The following is a 13,357-nucleotide window of genomic DNA, read 5'->3' as shown; positions in this document are numbered from 1 at the left end:
GCTACACCTGCTTTTCGGTAATCAAACGAACGCCGGAATGCTGAGCGAAGAAGTTCCACATCCAGTTCACCACCACGGTCACGCGGTTGCGCATGCCGGTAAGGAAACCGACGTGAACGATACCCCAGAGCCACCAGGCGCTATTGCCCGATAGCTTGAGCGAGCCGAAATCCGCGACCGCAGATTTGCGGCCGATGGTCGCGAGGCTTCCCTGGTGCTTGTATTCGAAAGGTCCCGGGCATTCGACGTCGAGCAGCTCTGCCTCGACCACGCGGGAAACATACGCTCCCGCCTGTTTCGCCGCCGGAGCCAGACCGGGGACGGGATTGCCATTCCACGCATTGCTGCCCGCGGTGTCACCGATAGCGAAGATATCCTCGAATACGCCATCCTTGCCTTTCACACGGAGATAGTCGTTCACCTGAATGCGGCCCGACCTGTCGGCTTGAGCGCCGAGCCACGTGGCTGCCGGAGACGCCGTGACCCCTGCGGCCCACAGAACGGTTTCGGTATCGATCCTGGCATCATCGCCGATCTGGACGTGCTCCTTCGCAATATCGGTGACGCGGCAGCCAGTGCGGATTTCTACTCCCAGATCTTCGAGCGAAGCCGCCGCCTTGTCGGAAAGTTCCTGCGGAAATGCCGGAAGGATGCGGTCGCCCGACTGGACGAGGATCACCCGCGCAGTTGCTGGATCGACAGTGCGGAATTCCCGTGCCACGTTGATCCGCGCGAGTTCTGCAATAGCCCCCGCGAGCTCGACACCGGTTGGGCCCGCACCGACCACGACAAAGGTTAGCAATCGCTCGATCTTTTCAGGATCGTCGCACGCTTCCGCCTGCTCAAAAGCGTTAAGGATCGACGCGCGCACCGCCACGCCATCTTCGATCGTCTTCAGCCCGGGAGCGAACGCGCCCCATTCATCCTTGCCGAAATAGCTGTGCGTTGCTCCCGTCGCGAGCACGAGCTTGTCGAACTGCAAGGTCTGGTTTTCGCCGTATGTGATCGTCTTCGCTTCCGCATCTATCGCGCTCACTTCGCCTTTCAGCACGCGAACATTACCGTCGGCGCGGAACAAGCTGCGGATGGGGGTTGCGATATCTGCCGGGTTCAAGGTTGCGGTGGCGATTTGATAGAGCAGCGGCTGGAAGAGATGGTAGTTGCGCTTATCGATAAGAGTGATGCGGACCGGCAGGCGCTTGAGTCGCTCCACCGCCGCAAGACCTCCAAAGCCTGCGCCGACGACGACGATATGCGGCCAGTCGGCTGGAATATCCGAATAATCCCGGTCGAATAGGATGTTGCGCTCCATCCATCCGCCAATGAGCCGGTCGACCGACACGACGCCAGCGCCGCGCGCTTCATAGATCGCAAGGAGCAGGAACGGAAACAAAGTGACATTGGGGTGAGCGCCCGCGATCATAGTGAAACCGATCACGATGACGAGCGCGTATGAAACAAAGCTTGCGGCAAAGCCGATCAGCATCAGCACGCCGAATGTCACAGCGAGCCAATCCGGCATGCCCGTAAAAATGCTTGTCGGCAGCCATGTGGCCAACGCGATCGACGGCTCGAAAAGGTCTGCGTAGGCAAAAAGACCCACCGCAAGCCAAACGCGGGTCGCCATCATGGCGATGGGAGCGACGTTGTCGCGCAGCCATTCTCCAACGATGATCGTAGGCCGCGCCAGCGGCATCGCGCTCTGCTTAAGTCCAGATGACAGGACACGGTCGAGCGAGAACGCCGCCGGGCCGTGCGCGACGTACCAGACGAGAATTGCTGCGACCATAAGGTTGCTGGTCGTCGGAACATAGACCGCCTGGCTGATGATCGTCAGCGCCGCCATGGCGATCGCTGCTGGACGGGTGAAGAAGCCCGCAAGCAAAAGGATCGGCCCCACGAGCTCGATCGTGAGCCCAGTCGCGGCTGCCTCCATCGGACCCATCCAGCTGACCGGATACTCATTCGCGGCGAGATAGACAGCAGTGTCCCAGTCGCTGGCTTTGACGAGGCCCGAGCGCAAAAACCAGAATGCTACGAAGAAACGGATGGCAAGATCGGTGAACGGCCAGAACAGCTCCGCACCGCCCGAATACCATTTGGCCCAGCGGCGCAGCGTGACGCGGACGAAGGGCGAAAGCCGCTCCTCCTGCAACAATTCGCGTCCCTTGCCTGGATCGCCCGAGCTTGAGCCTTCCAGGCTTGGATCGCCATGCTCAGCTGCCTGCGCCGTGCGTGCCATCATCAATTGCCTCCTACACGCAGGTTCGCGCGTGCACGGAATCGGTTACAGCCTGTTTGTACGCCCTTGCCAAGTCGGCGGTCTGGCAATAGCCGCGCCAGCACACGATTTTTCATGCTTTGACCGAGGAATTCCGAGATGGTCCCGCGTTATGCCCGTCCTGCCATGTCCGCTTTATGGGAGCCGGAAGCCAAGTTCCGAATCTGGTTCGAGATCGAAGCGCACGCGACGCAAAAGCTTGGCGAAATGGGTGTCGTTCCCGAAAGCGCAGGCAAAGCCTTGTGGGATTGGTGGGCGACGGATCCCAAGATCGACGTAGAGGCGATCGACGCAATCGAAGCGGTTACCAAGCATGACGTCATCGCGTTCCTGACCTGGGTTGCGGAGCAGGTGGGCGACGAGGCGCGCTTCATGCACCAGGGCATGACGTCATCCGATGTGCTCGATACCACACTTTCGGTTCAGCTTGTTCGGGCATCAGACATATTGCTCGAAGATCTTGGTGCGCTGCTCGCCGCCATCAAGTCGCGTGCGGAGGAGCACAAATACACGCCGACTATCGGGCGCAGTCACGGGATACATGCCGAACCCGTCACATTCGGTCTGAAGCTCGCTCAGGCCTATGCCGAATTTTCCCGCTGCCGGGACCGCCTTGTCGCAGCCCAAGCCGAGATAGCGACCTGCGCCGTATCGGGTGCGGTCGGTACCTTTGCGAATATTGACCCCGAAGTCGAAGCCTACGTCGCCGAGCAGCTTGGGCTGACGCCGGAGCCTGTCAGCACGCAGGTTATCCCGCGTGATCGCCACGCGATGTATTTCGCCACCCTCGCAGTCATTGCTGGCTCGATCGAGCGGCTCGCGGTTGAAATCCGCCACCTCCAGCGCACCGAAGTGCTCGAGGCGGAGGAGTACTTCTCGCCGGGTCAAAAGGGCTCGTCCGCGATGCCGCACAAGCGCAACCCGATCCTGACCGAGAACCTGACCGGCCAGGCTCGGATGATTCGCGCTTATGCCCTGCCTGCGCTGGAAAACGTGGCGCTCTGGCACGAACGCGACATCTCCCATTCCTCGGTTGAGCGTTTCATCGGCCCGGATGCGACCATCACGCTTGATTTTTCCCTCGCACGTCTGACCGGCGTCGTGGAAAAACTGCTCATCTATCCCGAGCGGATGCAGGCCAATCTCGATGCGATGGGCGGGCTCGTGCATTCACAGCGTGTTCTGCTGGCGCTGACACAAGCGGGCGTGAGCCGTGAAGATGCCTACCGCCTTGTCCAACGAAACGCGATGAAGGTCTGGGAATCGTCCGGCAAGGTGTCGCTACTCGAATTGCTCAAGGCCGACGATGAAGTGACCGCCGCACTTTCGGAGGCAGAACTAGAAGAGAAATTCGACCTCGATTACCATTTCAAACATGTCGATACGATCTTCGACCGGGTCCTCGGATAGACGGGCGGCATTCTTGTCGAGCTTCGCCGCCGGTAGACACGTGCGGCAAAACCCTTAGGGTCCGGGACTTCCGGCAAGGGAACTAGGAGGGGCGCCGCCCATGCAAATTGTCCGCACGATCGTCTGGGTCCTGATCCTGTTCGCGATCCTGACCTTTTCGTTCTTCAATTGGGAATCGGTTGAAGTGACGCTCTGGGATAATCTCGTCCTCGAAACACGAATCCCGGCGCTCGTCATCATCGCGTTCGTCCTGGGACTGGCACCGATGTGGCTCTATCACCGCAGCGTGAAGTGGAGCCTCGACCGGCGCATCCGCAGCCTCGAGAACTCCGTGAAATCGAACGCTCTGTCAAAACGGCACGAGCCCGCCCCGACTTCCCCTGCATCCGCACCTGCAGCCGCGGCTGTGGGTAATCCGGGGGATAAACCGGTATCCGCTGGGGACACACTCACGCCAACCGGCGGAGATGACGGCGAAAAATGAGCAATCCGGTTTATCTTGCGCTCGACCTGCCGCAGATCGAGCCTGCCAAGGCGCTGCTGAATAAAGTCAAAGCGCATATTGGCGGCGTGAAGCTTGGGCTGGAGTTTTTCTGCGCACATGGCGGGCACGGGGTGCACGAGATCGCGCATATGGGCCTGCCCATCTTTCTCGACCTCAAGTTTCACGACATCCCCAACACAGTCGCAGCGGCGATGCAGGCCGTGCATGTCTACGAGCCCTCGATCGTAACGGTCCATGCCAGCGGCGGACGGGCGATGATGGAGGATGCCAAAGCCGCAGCAGCGGAAGGCTGCAAGGTCGTGGCCGTCACCATGCTCACCAGCCTTGATGAAACCGACCTGGCGAAAACCGGGGTCGGCGGTACGCCGCACGATCACGTGATGAGGCTTGCCGATCTCGCGCATGACGCCGGTCTCGACGGGATCGTCTGTTCCGGGCAGGAAGTCGGTGAGGTCCGCAAGCAATGGAAGGACGGCTTTTTCGTCGTGCCTGGTCTGCGGCCCGGCAATAACGGTAGCGGAGATCAAAAACGCGTCGTTACCCCTCGCAAGGCGCGCGATGACGGCGCGAGCGTGCTGGTTATCGGTCGCCCGATCAGCCGCGCGGATGACCCTGTCGCCGCCGCCCGAGCGATCGAGGCGACGCTCTAAGGTCGTTTCCATGGCAGTTCAGATCAAAATCTGCGGGATTCGTGAACCGCGAGCGCTCGAAGCGGTGATCGCTGCTGGTGCAAACTTCGCAGGTTTCATTTTCCATGCGTCGAGCCCGCGCAACCTGACCCTTGAGGAGGCAGCAGACCTCACCATACAGGCCAATGGCCGTATCAAGCGAGTTGCGCTGATCGTGGACCCAACCAACGAGTTTCTGGACGAGCTTTTCGCGTCCGCTCGGTTCGAAGCCATCCAGTTGCAGGGAAGCGAAAGCCCCGAGCGCCTTATCGAAATCCGCGAACGGTACGGTGTAAGAGCTTGGAAGGCGATTTCGGTTGCGAAGCGGGAAGATGTTCTTCGCGCGAACGATTATGTGGGCGTGGCGGATTTCATCCTTTTCGATGCGAAAACCCCGCCCGGCGCCCTGCCTGGCGGGATGGGTTTACGGTTCGACTGGCGGCTGCTCGACGGACTCGATTTGGCGTGGCCGTGGGGCCTTGCCGGCGGCCTGGATCCGGAGAATGTCGATGAGGCCATCAAGCGTACAAGAGCGCCGCTGGTCGATGTGTGTTCGGGAACCGAAAGTGCACCGGGTGTGAAGGACATGGACAAGATTGCGGCGTTCTGTAAGGCGGCGCTACAAACCTTTGCTTGATCGGCTGATCCTGAGGAGCCATCGAGCTTGTCGAAATAGCGTCTCGAAAGGTCGAATTGCTTTGAAACGAGACTGCGAAGAGCTCAGTCTTTCCTCAGCATAAGCGTTAGAATGTCATGAACGAAACCACCCCGAATTCCTTCCGCACCCAGCCTGACGATCGCGGGCATTTTGGCGAATTTGGTGGCCGCTATGTCGCCGAAACACTGATGCCGCTGATCCTCAACCTGGAGCGCGAATACCGCGCGGCGCAAGCCGACCCGGCGTTTGCTGCCGAGTTCGACGATCTGCTCGAACACTATGTAGGCCGCCCTTCCCCGCTGTATTTCGCAGAGCGGCTGACAGAGGCGCTTGGCGGTGCACAGGTCTGGTTCAAGCGCGACGAACTCAATCACACAGGCGCGCACAAGATCAACAATTGCATCGGGCAAATCCTGCTCGCGAAACGCATGGGCAAAACCCGCATCATCGCCGAAACCGGCGCGGGCCAGCATGGCGTCGCGACCGCAACTGTATGCGCGCGGTTTGGTCTGCCCTGCATCGTCTACATGGGCGCAGAGGACGTGAAGCGGCAGTCGCCCAACGTCTTCCGCATGAAGCTGCTCGGCGCCGAGGTCGTGCCCGTCACCAGTGGCCGCGGCACACTGAAAGACGCGATGAACGATGCGCTGCGCGATTGGGTCGCGAATGTGCATGATACATTCTACATCATCGGAACTGCCGCCGGTCCACATCCTTATCCAGAGATGGTGCGCAACTTCCAGAGCGTGATCGGCACCGAAGCGCGCGCACAGATGCTTGAGCGCACCGAACGACTGCCCGACCTGCTCGTCGCGTGCATCGGCGGCGGATCGAACGCTCTGGGGCTGTTCCACCCATTTCTCGACGATACCGACGTGAAGATGCTCGGCGTCGAGGCTGCCGGTCATGGGCTCGAAACCGGGGAGCACAATGCCAGCCTCCTCGGCGGATCGCCCGGCATACTTCACGGCAACAAGACGTATCTATTGCAGGATGAAAACGGCCAGATTGACGAAGGTTATTCGATCAGCGCGGGCCTCGACTATCCTGGGATTGGCCCGGAACACGCATGGCTGAAGGAGTCGGGCCGCGTTGAATACACCGCCGTCACAGACGAACAAGCGCTCGAAGGCTTCCAACTGCTCTGCCGCACCGAGGGAATTATCCCCGCGCTAGAGCCCAGCCACGCCGTCCACGCCGTCGCCGAGCGCGCCAAGCAAATGAGCGAGGACCAGATCATCCTGATGAATCTGTGCGGACGCGGCGACAAAGATATCTTCACCGTGGCTGAGAAGCTGGGAGTAGAGATGTAATCAAGCCCTCTCCCCGTTCGGGGAGAGGGTTGGGAGAGGGGCCGATGCGGGATCCAAGACTCACAAACAGAGCAAAAGAAATGCGCAAGCTTATGCCGGAGCCGGAACGGCGAATGTGGCATGAGTTGCGTGCGGGGCGAATGCTTGGCGTGAAATTCCGCCGTCAAAAAGTCGTGGGGCCCTATATTTTAGACTTTGCCGCCAACGATCCGAAGATAGTGGTGGAGCTGGATGGCGAAACACATGCCGATTGCGACATGCAGGATGCTGAGAGAACCCGGTTCCTTGAGTCTGAAGGTTACACCGTGATTAGGTTCTCGAATTCGGAAGTGTGCAAAAATATGAATGGTGTTCGACTCAAACTGGTTCTGGCCATCGACAACTTGCAACAGGCCCCTCCCCCAACCCCCTCCCCTAAAGGAGAGGGGGCTATATTGTGACCCGCCTTGAATCCGCCTTCTCCAAACCCCACGCCGCCTTCGTCGCCTTTATCACCGCAGGCGATGGCGACACTGCTGCCAATCTTGACGCGCTTGTCGCGGGCGGTGCGAATGTGATCGAGCTGGGCATGCCCTTCACCGATCCGATGGCCGATGGTCCAGCGATCCAATCCGCCAACTTGCGCAGCCTTGCCAAGGGCACAACCACGCAAACTGTGTTGATGATCGCCAATGAGTTTCGCGCCCGTCACCCCGACGTACCCCTGGTGCTGATGGGCTATGCCAACCCGATGATCCGCCGCGGTGCGCAATGGTTCGCTGAGCACGCCGCCGGCGCAGGCGTCGATGGCGTCATCTGCGTCGATATTCCGCCGGAGGAAGACGATACGCTCGGCCCTGCTTTGCGCGCCGCCGGGATCGCTCCGATCCGCCTGTCCACGCCGACCACCGACGCCGCCCGCCTGCCGACGGTGATCGAAGGGAGCGAAGGCTTCCTCTATTACGTGTCGGTCGCCGGTATCACCGGTAAACAACAAGCTGCGATCGATAGTATCGAGGCCAATGTCAGCCGCATCAAGCAATCAACCGATCTGCCCGTCGCGGTCGGCTTTGGCGTGCGCACGCCCGAACAGGCCGCAGAAATCGCAAAGGTGGCCGACGGCGTCGTAGTAGGCTCCGCATTTGTAGATCTGGTCGGCGAATTTGGCACCGATGCCCCGGCCAAGCTACAAGAGCTCACATCGGCTATGGCAAGCGCCATCGCCAAAGCGCGTTCCTGAGGAAATACACAGATGAACTGGTTCACACGTGTCCGCAATTCGCTGGGCTTTGGCGAGGAGAAAAAGACCTCCGAAAAAGACCTGTGGATCAAGTGCAAGTCCTGCCAGGAAATGCTCTTTGTCCAGGAATACGAGGACAATCTGCATGTGTGCCCACGCTGCGAGCATCACGGACGGATCAACGCGGATACACGGCTAGCCATGCTGCTCGACGAGGGCTTCGAACTCCTTCCGCAGCCGCAGGTCACGGAAGACCCGCTGAAGTTCAAGGACAGCAAGAAATACACCGACCGCCTGAAAGCCGCGCGCGCCAGCAATCCGCACGAGGATGCATTCAGCGTTGGATCGGGAGCCATCGAAGGTCGCCCCGCAGTTGTCGGCGTACAGGATTTCGGTTTCATGGGCGGCTCCATGGGCATGGCGGTCGGTATGGCTTTTTGCGCCGGAGCCGAGCGCGCCCTTACCCGCAAATGCCCTTACATCGTCATCACCGCAGCAGGCGGAGCGCGCATGCAGGAAGGCATCTTGAGCCTCATGCAAATGCCCCGTGCCACGGTCATGACGCGGCGATTGAAAACGGCTGGCCTGCCTTACATCGTCGTGCTGACAGATCCGACAACCGGCGGTGTCACGGCAAGCTATGCCATGCTCGGCGACGTCCATATTGCCGAACCCGGTGCGCTTATTGGTTTTGCGGGGCAGAGGGTGATCCAGGACACCATCCGCGAGCAGCTTCCCGAGGGATTCCAGCGCGCCGAATACCTGCACAAGCACGGCATGGTCGACATGGTGGTGCACCGCAAAGAGCTGAAACAGACGCTCGCCGACGTTATCGGCTATCTGCAGCCGCAGGCCGCCGCCTGACTTTACGCCGGTTCTCCCAATGAGAGACATGGGCAAATCCGACGATCCGCGCGTTCAGGCGCAGCTGGATCGGCTCGGCGGGTTGAGTATTCAGCGCGACACCTTGGGGTTGGAAGCGATCCGAACCCTGCTTGCGCGCCTCGGCGATCCGCACAAGCGCTTGCCGCCCGTGTTCCATGTCGCGGGCACCAATGGCAAGGGCTCGACCTGCGCGTTTCTCAGAGCGATGCTGGAAGCTGAGGGGTACCGCGTTCACGTGACCACCTCGCCGCATCTTGTCAGGTATAACGAGCGGTTCCGTGTGGCGGGCAAACTGATCGAAGATGCACGGCTGGCCGAATTGCTCGAAAAAGTGTTCGACGCTGCCGAGGGGCTCGGTTGCAGCTTTTTCGAGATTACCATCGCCGCCGCGTTCGTAGAGTTCGCGCGCGTGCCTGCCGATGCCTGTGTTGTCGAAGTCGGTCTCGGCGGCAGGCTCGATGCGACGAATGTTATGGAACCCGATGTGCTTGCCGCGTGCGGGATAGCGGCGCTTGGCATCGATCATGAGCGTTTCCTGCTCGCGCCCGAGGAAGGCGTGCCGAAGGAGCCGATGGCGCGGATTGCTTTCGAGAAGGCGGGCATTGCGAAGAAAGGCGTGCCGTTGGTGACTCTCGCTTACGATCCTTTGGCAGACAACCAGATTGTTGAAAGTGCTAACGCGGCGGGTGCCTCGCTCAAGGCTTATCGCAAATCATGGTATGCAAGCCCGGACGGCTCTCATTACGAAGACCACTTTGGCACACGAAACGCACTGAGCACACATTTCTTGGATGACGATACTGAACTAAGGCTTCCAGAACCTGTCATCCTAGGTGATCATCAGCGTCTCAATGCGGCGCTAGCGGTCGCAATGTTACGTGCTCAGCAGCGAGTCGAAATTTCTGCGAACGCCATATACGAAGGTGTGCGAACAGCAGTGTGGCCGGCCCGAATGCAGCTGTTGTCTCACGGACCGCTGACCGCCCTCACCTCTGCTCCGAAAGTCTGGCTTGATGGCGGTCACAACGCCAGCGCGGGTGAGCAGGTCGCTAAATTCTTCGACGGCCCTTTGCATCTCATCGTTGGAATGCTCGACAACAAGGATCCGGCGGCCATAATCGGACCGCTAGGCGAGAAAATCCGAACGCTTTCCATCGTCACCGTTCCCGGCCATGATAGCCATCCTGCGAGCGCCTTTGGCGAAAGGGCCGTGGCGCGGAACAATCTCCAAGACGCCGTTCTCAAAGTTCCGTCAGACGACTATCCAATCCTAATCGCAGGCTCGCTTTACCTCGCAGGCGAGGCGCTGCGGCTCAACGACGAGATACCGGACTGATCATTCTGCCGGCTGCGCTGCTGGCTCCGGTGTCACGACTCCTGATTTCGCACCGAAGCGGCTCTCTCGCATCCACTCAGCAAGGCACAGGACCACCGCGATCAATCCGATGAACGTCGTGAGCACGAACACGTCGAAATAGCCCTGATCCTCGATCATCTCTCCAAGCGCGCCGCGCCCCAGCGTACCGATAAGCAGCGTAAGCGAAGACAGGAGTGCGTACTGCACGGCTGCATATTTTTTGGATACGATCGAGGAAAGCCATGCGATGTAAGCAGCACCGGCAATGCCGATCGCGAGGTTTTCGAACATGATCGTGAAGGTCAGGCGTGGCAGCCCTTCGGACCCAAATGGCGCGATGAAATTGATAAGAGCGCTGAAGCCAACAGCATCGCTCGCCGCCTGCATGTACATGCCGCCAATCGCCAGATCGGCGTATAGCAGATTGGTGAGCGCCGCCAGCAATGCACCAAGCGTCAGCGTCAGCATCCGGCCCATAACCGTCAGCATGTACCCGCCCAAAGCGAGCCCTGCGATGATCGCACCCACGCCGAAGAACTTCGATGCGAACGCGACCTCGTCATTGGTGTAGTTCAATTCGCCCAAGTAGAAGGGATAAGCGAACGTCCCCCAGATCGCGTCGCAAATCCGGTATGTCAGCACCAGCGCGAGGATCAGCACAAGGCTCCACCCCAGCCGCCCTACGAATTCCACAAGCGGCACCAACAGCGCACGGTAAAGGTGATCGAGCGCACCGAACTTCATCGCGCTCACGTCTTCACCAACGGCAATGACATCCTGCCCGTCGCTTTTCCGTTTGTGCAGACGAGCCGCGATTATTGCGGGGAGGATAATCGTGGCTGCGATAATCATAGGACCCATTTTGGCAGTAAACTCGGTGGGGTCCGGTCGACCTTCCGGCCCGAGTGGGAACATCCCCAGCAGCCAGTTGAAGTCTAGCACCCTTTCGCTACCCAGAATCGCAAACTCATAGACCGGCAGCATCGGAATGAATCCGCCCAGAGCCCGGACCATGAAAATGCCTAGGATCAACAGCGCCCATGCCCACAAAGCGATGACTTGCCACAGGAACTTGTTTCGCACTTCGGCGCGCAGCTCACCGGGCTTGTAGAATTCAGCGAGGTCTTCCGCGCTGGGCCCGATTGAACTTGCAGCTTCTCTCTGGGTGTCGGGCGCAAACAGGCCCGCTGCACCGATCGCGAGGAGGATTACACCCATGAGCATGTACGTTTCCGGCCAGCCGATGCGTGCAGCGATAATCAGTCCGAACGCACCCCCCACAAGCGCTGCGAGCCGGTATCCCATCTGATAGACGGTCGAGAGGATATCGAGCGTCGCCTTCTCGTCGGCCACGTCAATGCGCCAGGCATTGATCGCGATATCTTGCGTCGCGCTTGCGAGCGCACCGATGCCGGCGAGCAGCGAGAACCAGCCCAGCTGCGATTTTGGCTCCAACACGCTCAACGTGACGAGGATCGTACCGAGGACCAACTGCATCGGCACGATCCACTGCTTGCGTTTGCCCAAGCGCCGAAATGCCGGAATATCGACTTTGTCGACCAGAGGCGACCAGATGAACTGAAATGCGTAAGCAAGCCCGATCAGGGAGAATACACCCATGGTCTCGAGATCGACCTCGGCCTCACTCAGCCAAGCATACAACGTGCCTAAAAACAGTGAAAACGGAAGACCGCTGGCAAAGCCGAACAGCGCCATGAAACCGGTCTTGCGCTGACCCATCGCTCTTGCGACTTCTGCCCAACCCGGTTTTTCTGCTTTCGCCTGAGACATTCGCGACCTTTCAGCGCATCGTATTTTCTGCGACACTAGCCGCTGGAGAAGGAGATAGGAACGCTGCGATGAACGCGCCAACAACGCCATCAACAGATCAGACCGACAATAGTGCCGGAAAGCTGCGCCCGACGGGCGGCCAACTGGCCTTGGCGGAGAACATTCGCAGCGGCGCGGTTCGCGAAACCGACCGGATCGATACCGTGCCGGCGAGCCGCTATACCGACCCCGAACATTTCAAGGCGGAGAAGTCGGCGCTGTTCGATCGCTTACCGCAGGTGCTTTGCCCCACCGCTTTGCTTCCTGAACCCGGCATGGCCGTGCCGCACGATGCCACTGGGCGCCCTCTGCTGATTACGCGGGACAAAAAGGGCAAGGCGCACGTGTTTCTCAATGTCTGCCAGCATCGCGGGACGCGTCTGGTCGAAGGCGACGAGGTGCAATGCGCCTCCAAGTTGGTGTGCCCCTATCATGCATGGACTTACAACCTCGATGGCGGGCTTGTCGGTCTCCCCCGGCCCGAGACCTTTCCGGATCTCGACAAAACTCAATTCGGCCTGAAGGAATTGCCAAGCTGCGAAGCGGGCGGGTTGATCTGGTTCGCACCGGTTGAGGGCGCGAATTTCAGTGATGCGGAAACGCTCGGCGAAGATTTCAGCGCGTTCGGCATGGACCGCAGCCACCTGTTCCGGCGCAAGACCCATACAGTCAAAGGCAACTGGAAGCTGATAATGGACGCTTTCCTCGAAAGCTATCATGTCACCCGGTTGCACGCGAACACGATCGGTCCGTTCTTCAAGGATGGAATCACGAGCGGTGACAGCGTCGGTCCGCACATGCGCTCAGCCGTAGGCAGGCTGGAAGAGGTCGAGAACGTCGATTTCACCGACATGGAGGAATTGCGGCGGGTGGTGACCTTCGCCTATCAGCTGCTTCCGGCCACAATTATCGTCCCCTCCCCCGACTACATCAACGTGATGGTCCTGATGCCGCAGGCGCATGACTTGACCCTTGTCGAAGACTTCATGCTGATCCCGGAAGTCCCCGCGACAGACAAAGCCCGCGATCATTGGGAACGCAGCTGGTCGCTGCTCGATGGCGGCGTGTTCGCCAGCGAAGATTTTCGTGCTGCCGAGCTTGGTCAACAAGGCCTTGAAAGCGGCGCGGTCAGCGAAATCACCCTCGGTACTCTCGAAGGTGGCATCGCGCGGTTTGATGAGACAGTGCAGGAATTCTTGCAGGGTTCCGGCTGAAGGCCTAGGCGGCGGCC

At 59.8% G+C, this 13,357-nt stretch carries 12 protein-coding genes; 10 read left to right on the top strand and 2 right to left on the bottom strand.

Annotated elements, in window-relative coordinates; all coding sequences use genetic code 11:
* Position 1: 1 nt before the first annotated feature.
* Positions 2–2,245 (bottom strand): FAD-dependent oxidoreductase, encoded by a 2,244-nt coding sequence (locus IB285_RS04615; RefSeq protein ID WP_190787076.1) that lies wholly within the window; start codon positions 2,243–2,245, stop codon positions 2–4.
* 135 nt (positions 2,246–2,380) lie between these two features.
* Between IB285_RS04615 and purB the strand changes: the two genes are divergently transcribed.
* The 9 genes from purB to IB285_RS04570 all read left to right on the top strand — a co-directional run bounded on the left by purB (position 2,381) and on the right by IB285_RS04570 (position 10,275).
* Complete coding sequence (gene purB, locus IB285_RS04610; RefSeq protein WP_190787075.1) at positions 2,381–3,691, top strand: adenylosuccinate lyase; 1,311 nt, start codon at positions 2,381–2,383, stop codon at positions 3,689–3,691.
* A 100-nt stretch (positions 3,692–3,791) separates the two neighbouring features.
* Complete coding sequence (locus tag IB285_RS04605) at positions 3,792–4,175, top strand: LapA family protein (protein WP_190787074.1); 384 nt, start codon at positions 3,792–3,794, stop codon at positions 4,173–4,175.
* The gene (gene pyrF / locus IB285_RS04600) at positions 4,172–4,846 is read left to right on the top strand and encodes an orotidine-5'-phosphate decarboxylase (RefSeq protein WP_190787073.1); all 675 of its coding nucleotides are present in this window, start codon (positions 4,172–4,174) and stop codon (positions 4,844–4,846) included. The genes IB285_RS04605 and pyrF overlap by 4 nt, the downstream gene beginning before the upstream one ends.
* A 10-nt stretch (positions 4,847–4,856) precedes the next feature.
* On the top strand, positions 4,857–5,501 hold the full coding sequence (locus IB285_RS04595) for a phosphoribosylanthranilate isomerase (protein ID WP_190787072.1): 645 nt from the start codon (positions 4,857–4,859) through the stop codon (positions 5,499–5,501).
* Positions 5,502–5,617: 116 nt separating this feature from the next.
* On the top strand, positions 5,618–6,835 hold the full coding sequence (trpB, locus tag IB285_RS04590) for a tryptophan synthase subunit beta (RefSeq protein WP_190787071.1): 1,218 nt from the start codon (positions 5,618–5,620) through the stop codon (positions 6,833–6,835).
* A gap of 44 nt (positions 6,836–6,879) precedes the next feature.
* Positions 6,880–7,275 (top strand): endonuclease domain-containing protein, encoded by a 396-nt coding sequence (locus tag IB285_RS04585; RefSeq protein ID WP_190787070.1) that lies wholly within the window; start codon positions 6,880–6,882, stop codon positions 7,273–7,275.
* Positions 7,272–8,054, top strand: coding sequence for a tryptophan synthase subunit alpha (gene trpA / locus IB285_RS04580; RefSeq protein WP_190787069.1), 783 nt, complete (start codon positions 7,272–7,274; stop codon positions 8,052–8,054). The genes IB285_RS04585 and trpA overlap by 4 nt, the downstream gene beginning before the upstream one ends.
* Before the next feature lie 12 nt (positions 8,055–8,066).
* Positions 8,067–8,918 (top strand): acetyl-CoA carboxylase, carboxyltransferase subunit beta, encoded by an 852-nt coding sequence (gene accD / locus IB285_RS04575; RefSeq protein WP_190787068.1) that lies wholly within the window; start codon positions 8,067–8,069, stop codon positions 8,916–8,918.
* A gap of 19 nt (positions 8,919–8,937) precedes the next feature.
* Positions 8,938–10,275: a bifunctional folylpolyglutamate synthase/dihydrofolate synthase gene (locus IB285_RS04570; RefSeq protein WP_190787067.1), complete on the top strand. Its 1,338-nt coding sequence runs from the start codon at positions 8,938–8,940 to the stop codon at positions 10,273–10,275.
* Here the strand turns inward: IB285_RS04570 and IB285_RS04565 are convergent, their stop codons facing one another.
* Positions 10,276–12,087 (bottom strand): AmpG family muropeptide MFS transporter, encoded by a 1,812-nt coding sequence (locus IB285_RS04565; RefSeq protein WP_190787066.1) that lies wholly within the window; start codon positions 12,085–12,087, stop codon positions 10,276–10,278.
* 68 nt (positions 12,088–12,155) lie between these two features.
* Here IB285_RS04565 and IB285_RS04560 point away from each other — a divergent pair, with 68 nt between their 5' ends.
* The gene (locus IB285_RS04560; protein ID WP_190787065.1) at positions 12,156–13,340 is read left to right on the top strand and encodes an aromatic ring-hydroxylating oxygenase subunit alpha; all 1,185 of its coding nucleotides are present in this window, start codon (positions 12,156–12,158) and stop codon (positions 13,338–13,340) included.
* Positions 13,341–13,357: the final 17 nt, after the last annotated feature.

The sequence above is a fragment of the Erythrobacter rubeus genome, assembly GCF_014705715.1.
Classification (GTDB): domain Bacteria; phylum Pseudomonadota; class Alphaproteobacteria; order Sphingomonadales; family Sphingomonadaceae; genus Erythrobacter; species Erythrobacter rubeus.
Note: the sequence above shows the minus strand (reverse complement) of the source record. Positions and strands in the feature narration are given on the sequence as shown.